Source organism: Flavitalea antarctica, assembly GCF_054461535.1.
This window is the reverse complement of record NZ_JBTLQG010000002.1, coordinates 204,105-222,516: the sequence shown is the minus strand read 5'-3', so window position 1 is coordinate 222,516 and position 18,412 is coordinate 204,105. Positions and strand designations below refer to the sequence as shown.

General features: G+C 44.0%; 14 protein-coding genes. 5 read left to right on the top strand and 9 right to left on the bottom strand.

Annotated features, from left to right (window positions below; all coding sequences use genetic code 11):
• The first annotated feature begins 56 nt into the window (after nt 1–56).
• The 3 genes from ACX0G7_RS03285 (at nt 57) to ACX0G7_RS03275 (ending at nt 3,890) form a co-directional block, all read left to right on the top strand.
• Nucleotides 57–929 (top strand): glycosyltransferase family protein, encoded by an 873-nt coding sequence (locus ACX0G7_RS03285; protein ID WP_458921992.1) that lies wholly within the window; start codon nt 57–59, stop codon nt 927–929.
• 241 nt (nt 930–1,170) lie between these two features.
• A complete protein-coding gene (locus ACX0G7_RS03280) occupies nt 1,171–1,392 on the top strand; it encodes a hypothetical protein (protein WP_458921991.1) in 222 nt (73 codons plus the stop codon).
• Between the two features lie 80 nt (nt 1,393–1,472).
• The gene (locus ACX0G7_RS03275) at nt 1,473–3,890 is read left to right on the top strand and encodes a zinc-dependent metalloprotease (protein WP_458921990.1); all 2,418 of its coding nucleotides are present in this window, start codon (nt 1,473–1,475) and stop codon (nt 3,888–3,890) included.
• Here ACX0G7_RS03275 and meaB read toward each other — a convergent pair.
• On the bottom strand, nt 3,887–4,810 hold the full coding sequence (meaB, locus tag ACX0G7_RS03270; protein WP_458921989.1) for a methylmalonyl Co-A mutase-associated GTPase MeaB: 924 nt from the start codon (nt 4,808–4,810) through the stop codon (nt 3,887–3,889). The two genes, ACX0G7_RS03275 and meaB, sit on opposite strands and share 4 nt — an antisense overlap.
• 138 nt (nt 4,811–4,948) lie before the next feature.
• On the opposite strand from meaB, the gene ACX0G7_RS03265 reads away from it, so the two are divergent.
• Complete coding sequence (locus tag ACX0G7_RS03265; RefSeq protein WP_458921988.1) at nt 4,949–5,974, top strand: glycosyltransferase family 9 protein; 1,026 nt, start codon at nt 4,949–4,951, stop codon at nt 5,972–5,974.
• Here the strand turns inward: ACX0G7_RS03265 and ACX0G7_RS03260 are convergent.
• The 8 genes from ACX0G7_RS03260 to ACX0G7_RS03225 all read right to left on the bottom strand — a co-directional run bounded on the left by ACX0G7_RS03260 (nt 5,946) and on the right by ACX0G7_RS03225 (nt 17,343).
• Nucleotides 5,946–6,620 carry an FkbM family methyltransferase gene (locus tag ACX0G7_RS03260; protein WP_458921987.1) on the bottom strand — a complete coding sequence of 225 codons (675 nt, stop codon included), beginning with the start codon at nt 6,618–6,620 and terminating at the stop codon, nt 5,946–5,948. The two genes, ACX0G7_RS03265 and ACX0G7_RS03260, sit on opposite strands and share 29 nt — an antisense overlap.
• A gap of 122 nt (nt 6,621–6,742) precedes the next feature.
• Nucleotides 6,743–7,144: a hypothetical protein gene (locus ACX0G7_RS03255; RefSeq protein ID WP_458921986.1), complete on the bottom strand. Its 402-nt coding sequence runs from the start codon at nt 7,142–7,144 to the stop codon at nt 6,743–6,745.
• Between the two features lie 304 nt (nt 7,145–7,448).
• Nucleotides 7,449–7,895, bottom strand: a complete 447-nt coding sequence (locus ACX0G7_RS03250; protein WP_458921985.1) for a hypothetical protein — start codon at nt 7,893–7,895, stop codon at nt 7,449–7,451.
• 696 nt (nt 7,896–8,591) lie between these two features.
• Nucleotides 8,592–9,341: a LytR/AlgR family response regulator transcription factor gene (locus ACX0G7_RS03245; RefSeq protein ID WP_458921984.1), complete on the bottom strand. Its 750-nt coding sequence runs from the start codon at nt 9,339–9,341 to the stop codon at nt 8,592–8,594.
• A gap of 69 nt (nt 9,342–9,410) precedes the next feature.
• On the bottom strand, nt 9,411–12,995 hold the full coding sequence (locus ACX0G7_RS03240; protein WP_458921983.1) for a two-component regulator propeller domain-containing protein: 3,585 nt from the start codon (nt 12,993–12,995) through the stop codon (nt 9,411–9,413).
• Nucleotides 12,996–13,203: 208 nt separating this feature from the next.
• Nucleotides 13,204–15,015: a translational GTPase TypA gene (gene typA / locus ACX0G7_RS03235; protein ID WP_458921982.1), complete on the bottom strand. Its 1,812-nt coding sequence runs from the start codon at nt 15,013–15,015 to the stop codon at nt 13,204–13,206.
• Between the two features lie 118 nt (nt 15,016–15,133).
• Nucleotides 15,134–16,258, bottom strand: coding sequence for an acyltransferase family protein (locus ACX0G7_RS03230; protein WP_458921981.1), 1,125 nt, complete (start codon nt 16,256–16,258; stop codon nt 15,134–15,136).
• Between the two features lie 80 nt (nt 16,259–16,338).
• A complete protein-coding gene (locus tag ACX0G7_RS03225) occupies nt 16,339–17,343 on the bottom strand; it encodes an alpha/beta hydrolase (protein WP_458921980.1) in 1,005 nt (334 codons plus the stop codon).
• A 100-nt stretch (nt 17,344–17,443) separates the two neighbouring features.
• On the opposite strand from ACX0G7_RS03225, the gene ACX0G7_RS03220 reads away from it, so the two are divergent.
• Complete coding sequence (locus ACX0G7_RS03220) at nt 17,444–18,412, top strand: diacylglycerol/lipid kinase family protein (protein ID WP_458921979.1); 969 nt, start codon at nt 17,444–17,446, stop codon at nt 18,410–18,412.

Sequence of the window (18,412 nt, the reverse complement as noted above, 5' to 3'; positions counted from 1 at the left end):
CAAATTACTTAGTTTTACCAACGGGTGGCACGTTCACCGGTACAAAGATTCAGCAGATGAAAATCTCAGGTTTTACAATTATTAAAAATGCCTTACAGAATGACTACCCCATTATTGAAGCCATTACTTCTATACTTCCGGTAGTGGATGAAATGATCGTTTCCATCGGAAACTCGACAGACGGCACAGAAGCGTTGATCAGGAATATCGGCTCAGATAAGATCAGGATCGTACACTCAGTCTGGGATGTAAGTCAAAACAATAAGGGTGGGACGATACTCGCTGTTGAAACCAACAAAGCTTTTCAACAAATATCTCCCGACAGCGACTGGGCATTTTATATCCAGGGAGATGAGGTGCTTCATGAAAAATATCATGACTCGATCAGGCAGGCCGCCGCAAAATACAAGGATGATAAGAAGGTAGACGGATTGCTGTTCAAATACCTTCATTTTTTTGGGACTTATGATTATGTGGGTGACAGCCGCCGCTGGTATCATCGGGAAGTAAGAATAATCAGAAATGACAAAACGATCTCAGCATACCGCGACGCACAGGGATTCAGGCGAAACGGAGAAAAGATCAATGTAAAGCCTGTAGCCGCCACCATTTATCATTATGGATGGGTCAAGAGCCCGAAACAAATGAGGGAGAAACAGAAAAACGTCATCCAGTACTGGGAGGACCAGGAGGCCACGAAAAAAAGGCTGTTGGCAACAGATATTTTCGACTACAACGAATTCGATTCCCTTCAGCGATTTGCCGGAACCCATCCCCGGGTAATGAAAAAAAGAATTGCTGAGAAGAACTGGGAAATAGATATGGACATTTCCAAAAAACACTTCACATTAAAAGACAGGTTCCTGTATTGGATCGAAAAAAGGACCGGAGTACGTCTTTTTGATTTCAAGAATTACCGTATTATCTGACTTTTCTACCATTCACTCAAAAAATACTCCGCTTACGCAACGGTTGTCCTTTGCAAATTGTCAGGCATCTATATTTGTGTCTACAGAACCGCGCACAGATACCAATGATCATTTGACCTTATCCAAACAAGTACCTTATTATTGACGGTTTTAATACTCCCATCCTGCACGTGCGGGATGGGTTTTTCTTTTTGCGTGAAATTTAACTTCGCAGAACCCATTTCAGGAGTACTTTTGCATCATGAGAAAGGCGAGTCAATTTATCGTTGTTTTGTTGTTTTTCTTTTTCACCGCTATATCAGAATCCCGGGCTCAGTGCTCTATTTGTACAAAGACTGCACAGCAAATGGGTGAAGGCCCTGCCCGTGGTCTTAACGGCGGCATACTCTACCTCGCCGCTGCACCGCTTATGATCCTTGGATTCATTGGTTACAAATGGTACCAAAGTAACCGGGGCTCTTAACGCTACGACCCAGCTCCTCAATATTTTTTCTAAATTTTACTGACCGGGGTTTATCTTGTATGCACCAAAATTATATGCGTATGAGATGGATCATTTTTGTCGCTTTTCTGATGCCTTTCACTATTATGGCTCAGAAACTGCCAGCTATTGAAGAAAAAGTGGCAAATTTTAGAAAATTACCCGGCTTTTTTCCAGTGTATTGGGACGAGGTACAGGGTAAGATATGGATGGAGATTGACAAAACGGAATCCGAGATACTTTATGCCAGTTCCTTGCCGGCGGGTCTTGGATCCAATGATATCGGTCTTGACCGCGGCAGACTTGGTTCCAGCAAAATAGTCAGGTTCTCCAAAACCGGCCGCAAACTGATGATGATACAGCCCAATTACGAGTATCGTGCGGTGACCGGTGACGCCCCGGAAAAAAGGGCAGTTGAACAATCCTTTGCACAGTCTACCATTTGGGGTTTCGTCATAGAGGCGGAAACAGGCAACAGGTACCTCGTTGATGCTACTGATTTTCTTTTACGTGATGCACTTGCTGTAGGCGCTACGCTTCGTCGGATGAAGCAGGGCAACTATAGCTTCGACAAAACCAGGTCGGCCATTTATTTGGCTGGTACAAAAAATTTCCCGCTGAATACTGAAATAGAGGCGACAATAACACTCACGAGTTCCGATGGAGAAGCAGGCAACTTCCTGCGCGCCGTTACTCCTTCACCGGAAGCCGTAACGCTTCGTATGCATCATTCCTTTGTGCAGCTGCCAGACAGCAATTACAAACCGCGTGTATTCGACCCCAGATCAAGTTTTATCCCGGTTTCCTTTTTCGATTTCAGCACCCCTGTAACTGAACCAATCGAAAAACGGTTTATTATCAGGCACCGCCTGCAGAAAAAAAATCCTGCAGAAGCATACGGCGAAGCGGTTAAACCCATTGTTTACTATATAGACAATGGTACTCCTGAACCGATCCGTGGTGCGCTGCTGGAAGGTGCGAAATGGTGGAACCAGGCATTTGAGGCCGCCGGATTTAAGGATGGATTCCAGGTACGCCTTCTTCCTGATTCAGCAGACCCGATGGACATCAGGTACAATATGGTAAACTGGGTACACCGTTCTTCCCGTGGCTGGTCGTACGGGGCTTCGGTCGTTGATCCACGAACCGGTGAGATTATCAAAGGGAATGTAACCCTCGGTTCTTTGCGTGTGCGCCAGGATTACCTGATCGCACAGGGATTACTCGCGCCATTTCTTACGGGTGTTCCGGCAGAAGATAAAATGCTAAAAATGGCTGTCGAACGGCTTAAGCAGTTATCAGCCCATGAGATCGGTCATACGCTTGGACTTATGCACAATTATGCTGCCAGTGTAAGTGATCGAGCCAGTGTTATGGACTATCCGCACCCGGCAGTAAAACTTGATTCCAGGGGTGAGATCTCACTAAATGAAGCATATGATAATAAGATTGGCGCGTGGGACAAGGTGGCAATCACCTGGGGTTACAAAGAATTTTCAAACCCTGCCGGTGAAAAGGACCAACTCGATAAACTATTAACGACAGCTGCGAGCCAGGGGCTGCAGTTTATTTCGGACCGGGATGCAAGGAGCCCGGGAGGCCTGCATCCCCAGGCTCATTTATGGGATAATGGTAAAGATGCAGTTGCAGAGTTAAATGATGTGATGAAAGTACGGGCCAAAGCCCTTGCCCAGTTCGGAGAGAATAATATCAGAACCGGGGCACCAATGGCAGGCCTGGAAGAAGTACTTGTGCCTATTTATCTTTATCATCGTTACCAGCTTGAAGCCGTTACCAAGATAGTGGGTGGCATGTATTATACCTATGCCGTGCGGGGTGATGGTCAGCAAATAACAAAAGCAGTAAGCAAAGACGAACAACTGAAGGCGTTGAATGCAGTTATCAGCTGTCTTGATCCGGATAAACTTGTGTTGTCACCTAAAATTTTGAGTCTTATTCCACCCAGACCGGCTGGCTATGAGGGCGGCGTGGAAATATTTAAGAAACGTACCGGGCTTGCCTTTGATGCACTCACTCCCGCAGAAACCGCGGCAGACCTCCCAATGTCATTTTTATTTGACGGTTCGCGGCTAACGCGGCTGGTACAAAACGAATCAGGATCAGATGGCCTGGGCCTTTCCGAAATGATCAACATCCTGGTTGAGAAAACATGGAAGGCACCGCGGAGAACAGGTATGCAGAAGTTGATTCAGTACCAGACCGAGCAAATACTATTGACTTATTTGTTGGCTTCGGGTATCGACCAGGGCAGTTCCATCCAGGCGAGAGCAATTGTGCAATCAAAAACACGGGCGTTGAAAAACTATATCAACGAGCAGTTGAAACTTACAAAAGATGAGAATTACCTTGCGCACCTCGAAATGGCTCTTGAACGACTGAAGGCACCTGAGAAAGCAACGCCTACCATCCATTCCCCAATTCCTCCCGGCGCGCCGATCGGATGCAGTGAAATGAATTAAGCAGGAGCCGTCCCGAGATTTTTTACAAATCTGAAAAGGTTAAAACGGCCTCCTTTGAGGGCCTGTTCAATACCGGATTTAATCACTGATTTATCATAGCCTTTCATCTTCTGCTGTTGCAGCAGATGAAAGGCTCTTTCTGCAAGTAGCCATGATCTTTTTACAGGGATGGAACTATTTAACTGATGTTGATAGATCGCCTTAGCCAGTTCATTGATACCTTGTTTCGCCGAAGCAACCGTTTGAATGATCGGGGTCAGGTCTTCATGCAATTGAGCAGAACCCTTGATCATCAACCTGAGGTTCCGCGTAAAAGTATCTGCCTCGGGTCGGTCGGCTTTATTAACAACAAAGATGTCGGCTATTTCCATCAGCCCTGATTTCATTGCCTGGATCTCATCACCTGATTCCGGCACCAGCACCACTATGGTAGTATCAGAAAGCCCGGTAATTTCAATCTCGCTTTGTCCCACACCTACTGTCTCAACAATAATATGATCGAAGGGAGCTGTTTTTAGTAATTCTGTTATTTCAATAATTTTTGGATGAAGTCCTCCCAGGGATCCGCGGGTGGCAAGTGATCGTATAAAAACGGACGGATGATTATACCAGCTGCTCATCCTGATCCGGTCACCAAGGATAGCGCCAAGATTGAATGGAGATGATGGATCGACGCATAAAACAGCAACCCTTTTTCCGGCTGTTACAAAACTCTCAATCAAGGCATCAACAAGTGTACTTTTTCCTGCTCCGGGCGGACCTGTTATTCCCGTGATCCGGATACTATCATTGGGAGTTAAATCTTCAAGCATTGTTTCATATCCTTCAGCTTCGTTTTCAATCAATGATATTACGCGGGCCAGGGATTTGATATCCCCGCTTTTTATCCTACCGATGTATGTTGAAAATGGATGAATCACTAAGCCTTGATTGTTGAATACCCAATGCCTTGTTCCTGCCTGCAGCTGTGGCAATTAGGTACACAAACTGAAATTTGATAGCTTGCACTGGTCAGATGATCGTTTGAACACCCATGGCAAAATAACATCAAATTCAAGATGATTCCGGAAAATATTATCATAAGCAGAACAGACAGTATAGGAGATGTGGTGTTGACATTGCCTATGGCAAAAATCATCAGGGAGAAGTATCCTGACTGCAAAATTGCTTTCCTTGGCAAAGAATATACAAAGCCGGTTATACGTGCCTGTGCTTATGTGGATCAGTTTATCAGTCTCAATGATTTTATGAATAAACCTGTGGCGATTGCGGGTAAGCGGCCTCAATGTATTATTCATGTATTTCCGCATAAGGCGATCGCCAAACGTGCAAAAGAACTGAAGATGAGGCTGAGAGTTGGAACCACCAACAGGCTGTTCCATTGGACAACCTGTAACAAACTTGTCCGGCTGAGTCGAAAAAAGTCGGATTTGCATGAAGCCCAGCTTAATCTCAAACTGCTTGCACCTCTTGGCATCACTGAGCCCTTTTCACTATCAAAAATCGCTGAGTCATTCGGGCTTGAACGTATTCAGCCTCTCGGGCCTTCACTCTCATCGTTGATAAATCCTGAAAAATATAACCTTATACTGCATCCGAAATCGCAGGGAAATGGAAGGGAATGGGGACTGGCAAATTTCGTCGCGCTGATCAATTCACTGGAACCTCAACGCTACAACATTTTTATTTCAGGCACGGAGGCGGAGCGAGCGATGCTGCAACCGGTTTTTGACCAGGTTAAGGAAAAGGTAACGGATTTAACCGGAAAAATGGATCTCTACCAGTTTATGTCATTTATCAAGAGATGTGATGGTCTCGTCGCCAGCGGCACCGGCCCTTTGCATATTGCAGCGGCACTTGGAAAAGATGCATTTGGAATCTTTCCCCCGATCCGACCGATACATCCGGGACGGTGGGCACCACTTGGTGAAAATGCAAAAGTATTTGTTGCAGAAAAAACCTGTTCTGATTGCAGGCGGGCGCCGGCCTCATGTCATTGTATGGCAGATATAAAGCCATCCGATATAGTGGAAATATTGGAAACTAAATTCGAGGCTAAAGCCGGCTCTTCACGCTTTGCTTGAATTTCTTCCATTTCACCCTTCCGCGGGAATAGCTTGTCTGAAATTTATCGGCAAATCCGGGATTAAACAAGGCCGACTGAACATAAACCGTATCACTCAGATCCTGGTACCACATCTTATATGAATTCTGCTTCATCCATGCTTCAATCAGGTGAATATTAGGATTAACATAAGCTTTGGAATGGGTTTCTACCGATATGATTTTGGGCCTGCTTATCATTTTGTCTATTACATACCATTCGCAACCTTCGACATCAATGCTGATCAGATCAATATCACCGGTATCAATCTCCGAAAACATCCTGCATTCAGTTGTAAAAAAATCAGCTTCGTTTTGCTTGTACCTGTCATTGATAATGGCCGGCGTGGATTTTAATGCCGTTACAAAAGTCGATTGATCATATCTTGACAATTGGACCTCGCCGTTATGGTCAAAGATTGCGACGGCATGAACAGTAACATTATCATCTTTAAAATAAGTAACAATTTTTGCGGCTGTTATCGGGTCCGCTTCCACCAGTGTGGTGCGGATGCCTTGTTTTATGAAGTCGATGATATTTGAGTATTCCGGGAGAAAAACACCCACTTCACAAACATGGTTAAATGCAATATTTTTGTGAAGCAATTTTTTATATAATTTTTTCATCCGTAATACGGGTTAGTCCATAGAAAGGTAACTTTTTTCTATAGATCCTTACAATTTATGTATAAAAAAAGCGGCAGATTCCTGCCGCATTGTTCTCCATCCCTGGTTCTCCGTATAAGTGTTTATTTCTTTCTTGTCATCTCCCAGGTTCCGCCATTGGTCACGCTGTTTCCGTAACCCCAGTTACCAAGGATCTTCGCCACGGTTTTATTATAAGAGCCGATGACAGAAAACTTCGCAGTGTTTGCATTTTTGTAAGTACCCTCGAAAATGTTGTTGTTCATGCTCCAGATACCAGTGCCAACAACCGCACCTGTTTCATCCAGCCGGTTAAGAACTCCATTTGGCCTGATGTCAAAAGAATAAAAACTTTTTGTGTTGGTCGACTCGGTGACTGAACTGCCTGACCAGGCACCTTCAATTGAATTGGAAACGGGAGTGGAGTCGTCACTGCTTTTTTTTGAACATGAAGCAAGCATTAATACAAATGCACATGACAGCATTGTAATCTTTAGAAATTTCATTGATTAAGGTTTTAAAGATGATTTTAAATCGTTGGGAAAACGAAGCTATCATCAATTCAAACTTTTTAAAAGCTCATTTGAGTATTCAGCAATTATCAATATGTATGGAACATTACCAATGCTTAAATTTTATTTTAGGTGTTATGACGTTAATCTGCATACGCTATAAAACAAATGTGTTGTGAGATAACTTAAGTCGATTGCGGTAATTCAGAAATGTGTTGTGAGATAACTAAAAAAAGTAGCCCCGGAATTCCGGGGCTACTTTGTTCTATCCAACTAAAACCAACTGAGAAATTGCTGACTATTTTTTTTCTTTTTTAAATGTAAACCAACCATAACTACCAGTTGATTTCAAAACAACTGTCTGATCTGCATCCTCCAGAGTGATGTAATATTCTGTTTCATCATTTGCTGTGACTTCAAACAGGTCAGTGATCCAGGCATTTTTATAATTTTTCTTGATATCAGTCAGAAGATTAATTGGCAACTGGCTGGTAGTGAGATTTCTTGTGATACCCAGTAATTCACCGGTATTGGTGTAGTAAGCAACCATCATCTGATCGTTCATCTTGAATGTTGCCTTCACATACTGCTTGGTATTTTCCCATTTCACATCCTGAGCCTGGGCGAATTCTTTCTTGAAAGCATTTGCAGCTTTAGCATTTACAACTTCTTCATTTGTGTTTGCAAAAATATTACTGATTGATAATGACAGTAACAAAGCGAGGGTTAAAATTCTGTGTTTCATTGTTTGTTTTTTTATAAATGTTTTTTTAATTGTGTGGTTGTAATAATATGACGACGGTCTTTAAAAAATGTTACAGCGTTTTTTTGCTTTTATTTTTCTTTAACAAAATCAGTTGCTTTGCCGGCGGGAATAACTGAGTTTGTTTGTGTCATTCATATGTTTCATATTGACGATGCAAATATAACACGAAGATAAAGGGCCGGCAATCACATATAGTGGTGATATTTAGTAACCGGTTGTTGAATTAATGTAGATTGCATTTTTCCCGATACTCCGGAACTATTGACAGCACTGCATTACAGCGATTCAAAAAACAATGCAGGAAGCAATTAGTGTTGATGTAGTGTTGAGTGAATTGTGTACAGTATCGGTTGAATTGTATCCATGTTTGATTGAATTGTATATCATCGTTGCATCCCTAAACTACATGCTAAAAGTATTATATCACATGGATCACATGTATCAAATCCGGACACTTATTAATCAGGATTCTTTCTTTGTTGCACTAACCGCTCAACCATCACCCTTGCCGTTCAACACCCCCGGCATCCATACATATGAGGTAGCGGGAAACTTAATTCCCTATATGAATTTGCTGTAAACTAAAACGCCCCGGTGAAGGGGCGCCTGCTGGTTGTTTTGAGGGGTAAAAAACTTCTGATTTATCGGTTGTTTCAAAAACCTGGTTCGTGTTATTTAAAACCTGGAAAAAAGTTCCATAAATTCCTGGCGCCTTGATCGGGAGATACTAACGGTAGTTCCGTCGTCCATTATCACGTAACCGCCTTCGCCCCTGACAAATTTTTTAATCCTGTTTATATTGATCAGGAATGAATTGTGTACCCTAAAGAAGTCAGGGCCGGAAAGGGCCTCATCTATATCTTTCAGCACTTTGGAAACCATGATCTTTTTTCCGCTGCTTAATACGATGTTGGTATAGTTACTTTCTGCCTCACAATAAATAATATCACCGGTCGAAACGAAAATCATTCCATCATTGGTGGTGAGAGCGATCCGCTGTACGGTGTGTTTCGGGGTCTGGCGAATATTCTCGAGCAAAAGCTTGATCTGATCCGGGGAGGGAGAAGATCTCTTTGCCTGCAACCTGTTGATGGTTTCCTTGAGGTCGTCAGGATCTACTGGTTTAAGCAGGTAATTGAGCGCGCTGTATTTAAACGCTTTAATCGCAAACTGATCATAAGCCGTGCAGAACACCACGTCAAAAAACAACTTATCAAACTGTTCCAACATGTCGAAGCCGTTCATATGCGGCATTTCAATGTCAAGAAAAACCACGTCAGGCCGGTGAAGATGTATCGCTTCCAAACCCTTTTCCGCCGAATTACACATCGCTTCGATCTTTACTTCGGGGCAGTAAGTTTTTAACAACCACTCCATCATTTCAAGGCTGTTGCTTTCGTCGTCTATCAGAACACATTTTATCATATAATTACTTTGTAGGGGGTTTGTTGTTGTAGCGGAGTTGTGCTTTATTGTTTTCTGCATAGATGAGATTTACAAAATCGGAATTTTTAATACCACCTTGGTGCCTTCTGCGCTTTCACCTTCGTCTTTCAGGTCAATGATATCTACGCTGGCAGTAAGCTCAGCATACTTATTAAGAAGACTGAGCCTGTTCTCGGTCAGTTTCATACCCAGGGATTTGCGGGTTACAGCAGATTTACTCCTTAGCTCTTTGGCCCTTTCCCTGCCCACTCCATTGTCTTCGATTACTACTTTGATCATATTTTCAGAAAGCTTGGACACATAAATCAGTAAATAGCCTTCCGTTTCCTTATGAAGCAAACCATGCCAGATTGCATTTTCAACATACGGCTGAATAATGAGAGGTGGAACCTCTACGCTGTCTGCAGAAACTGACTCATCAACCACTATGCTGTAGGTGAACTTCTTGTCAAACCTTAACGCTTCCATTTCGATGTAAAGCTTCAGCGCTTCGAGTTCATTTGACAAGATCACGTTTTTATTATTTGAGTTGTCAAGTATAAGCCGGATCAGTTTTGCAAACCTGGTCAGATAAAGAGAGGCGGTAGCCTGGTCACTTTTAACAATGTACCTGTTGATGGAATTAAGGCAGTTGAAGATGAAATGCGGGTTCATTTGTGCCCGGAGGGCCTGCATTTCGACTTCAGCCATTTTATGCTGAGTGTCCATCAATATTGCCTGAGCTTTCTCTCTCTCCTTTTCTGCCCTGATCCTGATGATCTTGTTAGCACACAAAGATGCGATAGTGATCAGTATAGACAAATGCTTTTGAGTAAAGAACCCTTTTATTGAGTGTTCGCAGTCTACTACTCCAAGTACTTTACCGTCCGAGATGATAGGAACCGTAATTTCAGAGAATCTGAATGCGTCATCAACGATATAACGGGGATCTTTGGAGGTATCATTGATGATCTCGGCTTTACCGCTTACAGCGACGCTTCCGACTATTCCCTTGCCCAGCGGGATCTCAAGCAGGTTTGTTATCTGGTTTTCGCCCGGACTTTTTGGACCATGAGCAGCAGTTTGCACCAGTACCTGTCTTTTTTCATCGACCAGGTAAATAACACAATCTTCAAATCCAAGTCGCCCGATACAACTCCTGGCTACTTCCCAAAGTATGGTTTCCACCGTTTGGGCCTCATACATATTGGTAGCGAAATAATTGATTGCCTGTTCCATTTCGATCTCTTCGCGCTGTTCAAGGATCTTTTTGTTCCGGTTTACAAACAGCCACAGTACTGACCCGGCCAAAAGGATAACACAGCCCGCAATGAACCACCACCTCTGCCAGATCGGTGGCACTATATAAACGGACACAGCATTATTGGATTTTATCCAGTTTATTCCGTCCAGGCTTGCGCGAACCTCAAAGTTGAAGTTTCCAGCGGGAAGGGAAGTGTAATGGGCCTCCCTGATGTCAATGCCCGAATGCCATTCCTTTTCGTACCCGGTAAGCTTGTATTGGTAGTGAATGTTTTTGGATCCGTAGAGGTTTATTGCAGAAAAATAAACGGAGACATCATTTGAAAGATAGGACAGACGGAGGTTGACATCATCAGTGATGTGACGGCTTTCACCATCGTATTTTACATCCTGGATGCTTAACGTGAGCCTTGAGGGAATACTCACCAGTTTGTCAGGATAAAAATAATTGACCCCGCTTCTGCTTCCCCATAACATCTCTCCATCGCTGGTTTTAAAAGAACTGTTTATGCGGAAGCCTTCAATACTTAAACCTGAATTTTCCTCAAAGTATTGCATGGAGCTGTCAGCAGGGTTAAATTTTATGAGGCATCTCGTATTTGCAAGCCAGACGGTACCAGTAATGCTGTCTTCAAGCAGATCCTGGCAATTGATATATCTTAATCCCTTATTGTAAGTATAGTTGAGAGTACGATCCATGGAATCAAGCATCGTGAAACCAGTATTGCAGCTGAGAAAGATGTTTCCTTTTTTGTCACCGGTTATTGAGTAAACAGCGTTGGAAGGTAGGTTTTGCGTAGTTGAATAGTTTCGGATCGTTTGCCTTACCGGGTCGTAAACACAGGCTCCGCTTGTGCCGGTCCCAAACCAGATTCTGCCCCGCCGGTCTTCATAAATCTTAAATACTCTTTTTTTCTCAAGTTCTTTAAGCTGTGGATGATCCTTGAAAGAAATAATCTTTAGTGTCTTTGGATCCATCCCAAACACACCACCGAGTGTCGCGATCCATAGCCGGCCATCAGACAATTTCACAATTTCCATTACCCCCTTTGAAGCAACTCCGGCACCGAGAGTGGTATCCCTTGGTATATTGGTAAACTTTTTTGTTTTTATATCAAACAGCGATAGCCCACCACCGTTCGTACCGATAAGGACCTTGTTGGTCTTCAGGGGAAAAATGGACCTGATTTCGTACGGTCTCACTCCAAACTCGGTCTGTGACTGATGGGTATAAAACTCAGACTGGTTAGTCGCCCGGTTCCACTTGATCAACCTATCCATGGCACCAATCCAAAAAACGTTACTATCTCCGGCCACGATATCTGTAAGATAATTATCAAACAGGTTGCCTTCTTTATCTTTGAAAACCCGGGTATACCCGGCAGATTTGTTCAGAACGTTGCCCATGTTTGCACCGGAGGTGTAAGTGCCCACTATTACCTCTCCTTTTGAACCTGCGAGCACACGGTAGGTATAGTTTGATGAAAGCGAGTGTGCATCCAGCGGATCGTGGGTGTGCTCGGTGATTTTGCCGTCCTGGCCTATAACAACAAGCCCATTAAAGTCTGTTGCCACCAGTAAATCCCCGTTCGATGCCTGCCGCACCTCCGTAAGATTAGTATTTAGAAGCTGGCCGTTTAGCTTATGCTTTAATTCATATTTTTTGAGCGTTTCACCTGTCCTGATATCAACTATAAGAACATGTCCCTTTTGCAGGCCAATAGCAATTTGGGTGTCGTTGATCTTACAGGCACTCAGCGGAAAACTGAATGAACCCTGGTAAATGGTTTTGCGGGTGCTGTAGTCAATAATGGCAACTACCGTGTCCACACAAAAAATAAATTTATCATCGGAAAACTTTTCCGTGTCCCAGAACACACGGCTTAAAGCTGGCGGGATCCAGTCAATTTTCTTCCATTTACTGATTGAGCTGTCATAAAAAAACTGGCCTTTTTCACCGAACAGGACAACCCCGTATTTTTTTGTTTCGAAAATACTCGGGCACCCGAATTTTTTCAAAGTATCGTTCAGGGTAACCCGGTGGAAGCGGCGGTTTTTGTCCAGCCAACTGGCTCCTTCCGGTGTTCCTATCCAGATATTATTTTTACTGTCGGCTTTCACTTCTACGATTACATCCGATGGCAGTTCAGGATTATGCTCCTTGAAATAGGTGCGTATTTTATAACCGTCATAAAGGTTAAGACCCTGTGAGGTTCCTATCCAAAGGAATCCGTTTTTATCGATCGTGAGTGTGCGGGCGTTGTTTTCGGAGAGACCATGAGTTGCATTGAGTTTGGAGAAAAGCAGGGACTGCCCGTATAGCCTGTTGAAGGACAACAGGCAGATACAGCTATACGCCACTAACCTGTATAGCCTGACGGGGATGCTCATGAATAACTAAATTTAGCTGGTATTCATGAATTCATAACAGAAGCTTGAGCGGCTTGCGGGGATTTTGAGCCGTTTGCAGGGTTTGGACTGTAAAACACGTAGAGCCGAAGGAAATCCGGGTCACAAAAAAAGGGATGTTCACCTTTCGGAAAACATCCCTTCTGAATATCTATTCAGGAAACCTGCGCTCAGATCTCTGTTGCCATCATCAGGCTTCAGCACCCATTCTCTTCTGAACCCTTTTACGCTCATCCTCATCAAGGATTACCTTGCGGAGACGAATGTTCTTCGGGGTTACTTCGATGCACTCATCCTGCTGGATATACTCCATACATTCTTCGAGTGTCATCTGGATCTTTGGAACAATTCTTACTGAATCATCGCTACCGCTGGCGCGCATGTTGGTAAGCTTTTTACCTTCCGTAGCGTTTACGATAAGGTCACCTGGTTTGATGTGCTCAGCAATGATCTGTCCAACATAAACCTCATCTCCCGGATCAACAAAGAATGAACCGCGATCCTGCAACTTGTCTATAGAATAGGCAGTTGTCGGAGCCTGGTTTTTAGCGATCAATACGCCGTTGTTACGACCCGGGATAGGTCCTTTCCAGGGCTTATATTCATTAAAGCGGTGCGCCATAACAGCTTCACCGGCAGTGTTTGTAAGCATTTGTGAACGCAGACCGATGAGGCCCCTTGATGGAATTTCAAACTCAAGGTGTTGCATTTCACCCTTGGTTTCCATTACATGCATTTCACCTTTACGTTGTGTTACCAGGTCGATTACCTTACCACTGTATTCTGCAGGCACATCAACGACCAGTGTTTCGTAAGGTTCGTGTTTTTTGCCATCGATCTCTTTCACGATAACCTGCGGCTGACCAACAGTAAGTTCATAACCTTCCCGACGCATGGTTTCTATAAGAATACCAAGGTGAAGGATACCACGGCCGAAAACCAGGAAGTTGTCACCGCCACCATCTGTATCTTCCACGCGTAGTGCAAGGTTCTTTTCAGTTTCCTTCATCAGTCGGTCACGAAGGTGACGTGAGGTAACAAACTTACCATCTTTACCAAAGAAAGGTGAGTTGTTGATACCAAACATCATGCTCATGGTTGGCTCATCAACGCTGATAACCGCGAGTGCTTCCGGATTTTCAGAATCAGCGATTGTATCACCGATATTAAAATCTTCCAGTCCCACAACCGCACAGATATCACCAGCTATAACTTCAGTTACTTTTTTCTTACCGAGAGATTCGAAAACATACAGTTCCTTAACCCTTGACTTCTTTATTACACCATCAGCCTGCATCAAAGCGATAGGCTGACCTTCACGGATAGAACCGCGGGCAACACGGCCCACTGCAATACGACCAAGGAAGGAAGAATAATCAAGTGAGGTGATCTGCATCTGCAAAGGACCTTCGCTTACTTTCGGTGGCGGTACATGTTTGATGATACCATCGAGCAGTGGCGTAATATCCGCGCTTTGTTCAAGTGAATCGTTGAACCAGCCATTTTTTCCAGAACCATAATAAGTGGCGAAATCCAGCTGGTATTCAGATGCATCCAGGTTGAAAAACAATTCAAATACCGCTTCATGAACTTCGTCAGGACGGCAGTTTGGCTTATCAACCTTGTTAATAACAACAATGGGTTTCAGGTTCAGCTGCAACGCTTTCTGGAGCACAAAACGTGTTTGTGGCATAGGACCTTCGAAGGCATCCACGAGTAACACCACACCGTCTGCCATTTTCAGCACGCGTTCAACCTCACCACCGAAATCAGAGTGACCCGGTGTATCGATCACATTAATTTTTACACCTTTATACACTACAGCAGCGTTCTTACTGAAGATGGTTATACCGCGCTCTCTTTCGAGGTCGTTACTATCCATGATAAGATCACCGGTGTCCTGGTTAGCCCGGAACACATTGGTCTGGTGTAAAATTTTATCCACGAGTGTTGTTTTGCCGTGGTCAACGTGTGCGATAATCGCTATATTTCTGATTTCCATAATGCGCTCCTTGTCTTTGGGCGATGCCCGGTTGTTTCGGATTTTCGAAACGTGCGCAAAAGTACGAAAAAACGGCCGGAAGCCAAGGCGGAAATTGAAAACTTATTGCTAAATTAAACTAAACCCTTATGTAAATTTTGTTGCGATCCATCCACCATCCTACAAGCCAACAAGTTAGCATGACGGATAGGGCGAAGATCAACGAACCTGTATAACCTCCGAAAGGAAGGAAAAACGTACGGAAGATCCAGTTATAGACTGAAACGTTCCCTTCGAGCTGGAAAAAGTACAACAGAATGGCAATCACCTCAGATAAGAGATAAATAAACAGGGGGTTTTTGCCGAATACCTGGAAGAAGATGGTCCACTTCGTTTTCTTCAGAAAGTCCACGATATAAACAATGGAAGCAAGTATCATGCAGTCAAGTCCCACTGTGAGTAACACAAAGGAGCTGGTCCAAAGCTTTTTATTGACCGGAAACACGAGGTCCCAGCAATAAGCAATCGCCAGCAGCGCGGCTCCGGCCAGTAACAGTTTACTGAGCGTTTCCCAGGTTTTGCCCTTGTCCAGGATATACTTCCCGGCAAAGTAGCCCCCGATCACATTAACTATGGCCGGTATCGTGCTCAAAAGCCCCTCGGGATCGAAAGCAACTCCTTCCCCGTGATACAGGTGGTTTTCGCCAATGAGGAACCGGTCCAGCTTCACCCCGGCGTTAGTATTCAGTCCTAATGGATCCGCTGATTCCCCGAACCAGATCATTACCGCCCAATATAGCAGAAGTAAGGCTGCAGAAATGCTCAGGATCATTCTCGGCTTCAGGTAATAAACCATCAGCGCAGCAATGCCATAACAGAGAGCGATCCTTTGCAGCACACCGAAAACCCTTGTTTTTTCAAAAGGCCGCATGCTGAATCCTCCCGCATCGTTGTATTCGACAAAAGGAAACCAGTACATCAGGTATCCAAGCAGGAAAATGATGAATGTCCGCTTGAAAATTTTCCAGAGCACTTGTGACTGGGCCATGGTTTCCCATTTCCGGGTGGCGAAGATCATCGCATTACCGACGGCAAAAAGGAATGACGGAAAAACAAGGTCGGTCGGCGTAAACCCATGCCAGGCCGCATGGTGCAGCGGGGAAAATGTGGTGTCTCCGCTGCCGGGAGTGTTTACGATGATCATAAAACAGACGGTCATCCCACGAAAAACATCAAGGGCCAGGAACCTTTCAGACAAAGCCATAAGCAGTTATTGAAGGCTGAATTTAAGTGAAAGTGTGAGAATAAACTCCGGGTGGTGCGGCAGACCTGGGTTTTTTGCCTTTAATGGCTTTCTTTGATACCCGCTTTGTTTACCAGGAAATTTTCGATCTCCCGCTGAACTCCACTTACATCATGAGATCTTATATAAGATCCGATCACGTGTGTGCCGGTATTTGGCATTGCGACCGCAGCTTTTTTTGAAGGATGGGTTGCCAGTTGATCGAACATGCGCTGCATGGCAGAAACTTTGACCGTGCTATCCTGGTGTATCTCATCTTTATAATAATATAACAATAATGTTGGCTGCGTGATTTTTTTAAAAGTTTCTTCATTCATCGTGGTTTCCAAATATTCCTGCAGCGCCACGGCTGCCTCCAGCCTGTATTTTGATGACCAGTATTGCAGATTAATCGGCCGGGTATCTGACGAGATGATATAGGGAGAACCTGTGATCAGTTGTGCGATCTGTAAGCCCCAGGGATTATTCAGGATCCAGGCGTTGGGATCATTTATTTCGATGTTTGGTGAAAGCAGAACAATCGCCGCGACATCATCGGGATAAGTGGCGGCAAGTTGTAAGGCGTTAGTCCCGCCTGTTGATGTGCCCACTAATATCACCTTGTCACCGATCATATGGCCAATAGCAAGTGCTTCTTTGGCGGATTCCCAATAACGGTCAGCGGTCAGCTGCATCATGGGTTCGGTGGTATCAATTCCATGTTCGGCAAGGCGGGACAAGTAAAGATTGAACCCAAACTTTTTTGCGATGTTCCGGTGAACAGGATCGCCTTCGGCCTGCGACGCACTGAACCCATGTAAATACACCATTGAATAGGGAGTCTTCCTTTTGAGCGAATCATCATACCAGATGATCCTCGCCTCATTATCAGGTTTTATTTTATGTTGTGATTCCCGTTTCCTGATATAAGTCTCAAGCGGGTAGGCCTCAGCAGGTACAACAGGAACCGACCGGCTGTATACCGGGGTTGTTGGGGCAGGACCTAAAACATAGGCTATAGCCAGGATTGCAAAAAGACCAAAAAGGACCCATAATATTTTTCGCATACCTGTAATTGTATCACTAATCTACAATTTATTGCTCAATCACGTATGACTGACGCGTCTAAGATTAACTTAATTAACTTGCTTTCTAATTCTGCTGCAAGTGTCTTTAAAAAAGAGTAATCGCGGGCTTTCAGAGGTTGAGTCACCTGTTCAACTGAACGGGAATGGAAAGGGCAGAAAGTTTATCTTTCTGATAAATCCTATTTCAGGAATAGGGAAGAAAGATGTTCTGAGAGAACTGATCGCCCAAAGAATTTCGAAATATCATTACCCTTTTGAGATATCTCCTACAACGGCGGATGGAGATTATTCCACGCTCGCAAAAACTATAACAAGTGATGGAATTACGGATGTGATCATATGCGGCGGAGATGGTACTGTGAACAGCGTCGTTTCTCAGTTGATGAATATTCCTGTAAACATTGGTATCATTCCCATGGGTTCAGGAAATGGCCTTGCCCTGGCAGCCGGCATTCCGAAGGGACCTTCCAAAGCGCTTGATATCATTCTGAAAGGAAATACATCACTTATTGATGGTTTTTATATCAACAACCGCTTTTCGTGTATGCTTTGTGGTATGGGTTTCGACGCCCAGGTTGCACATGATTTTGCCAGGCAAAAAAGAAGAGGGTTACAGACGTACATAAGAGTTTCGGCAATAAATTTTTTTAAGGCATCGCCCTATTCTTTTGAAATTACCTGCAGCGAAGGAACGTTCCGGGAAGATGCCTTTCTTGTTTGTGTTGCCAACAGCAACCAGTTTGGAAATAATTTTACCATCGCTCCGAAAGCAAGTCTTAATGATGGCTTGCTCGACATCGTAGTTGTGAGGAAGATGAACAAGATTATGATTCCATTTTCTATAATCAGCCAGGCGACAGGCATTAATGCATTGGAGAGAATATCTGAACATATCAAAAAGAAAAACGTCCTGTACTTTCAGACCAGCGAACTGACTATAAAAAATCCGGGGCTCGCTCCACTGCATATAGATGGTGATCCTGTTGAAACTGCCGGCGAGTTTCATATCAGGTTAATTAAAAAAGCTTTCAGATTGCTGCATCCCTGA

Excerpts from the sequence above, each read along its gene's own strand:
- ACX0G7_RS03285 (WP_458921992.1), top strand. The coding sequence starts at position 57 with ATGAAAATCTCAGGTTTTACAATTATTAAAAATGCCTTACAGAATGAC.
- ACX0G7_RS03280 (WP_458921991.1), top strand. The coding sequence starts at position 1,171 with ATGAGAAAGGCGAGTCAATTTATCGTTGTTTTGTTGTTTTTCTTTTTC.
- ACX0G7_RS03275 (WP_458921990.1), top strand. The coding sequence starts at position 1,473 with ATGAGATGGATCATTTTTGTCGCTTTTCTGATGCCTTTCACTATTATG.
- ACX0G7_RS03265 (WP_458921988.1), top strand. The coding sequence starts at position 4,949 with ATGATTCCGGAAAATATTATCATAAGCAGAACAGACAGTATAGGAGAT.
- ACX0G7_RS03260 (WP_458921987.1), bottom strand. The coding sequence starts at position 6,620 with ATGAAAAAATTATATAAAAAATTGCTTCACAAAAATATTGCATTTAAC.
- ACX0G7_RS03255 (WP_458921986.1), bottom strand. The coding sequence starts at position 7,144 with ATGAAATTTCTAAAGATTACAATGCTGTCATGTGCATTTGTATTAATG.
- ACX0G7_RS03250 (WP_458921985.1), bottom strand. The coding sequence starts at position 7,895 with ATGAAACACAGAATTTTAACCCTCGCTTTGTTACTGTCATTATCAATC.
- ACX0G7_RS03245 (WP_458921984.1), bottom strand. The coding sequence starts at position 9,341 with ATGATAAAATGTGTTCTGATAGACGACGAAAGCAACAGCCTTGAAATG.
- ACX0G7_RS03240 (WP_458921983.1), bottom strand. The coding sequence starts at position 12,995 with ATGAGCATCCCCGTCAGGCTATACAGGTTAGTGGCGTATAGCTGTATC.
- typA (WP_458921982.1), bottom strand. The coding sequence starts at position 15,015 with ATGGAAATCAGAAATATAGCGATTATCGCACACGTTGACCACGGCAAA.
- ACX0G7_RS03230 (WP_458921981.1), bottom strand. The coding sequence starts at position 16,258 with ATGGCTTTGTCTGAAAGGTTCCTGGCCCTTGATGTTTTTCGTGGGATG.
- ACX0G7_RS03225 (WP_458921980.1), bottom strand. The coding sequence starts at position 17,343 with ATGCGAAAAATATTATGGGTCCTTTTTGGTCTTTTTGCAATCCTGGCT.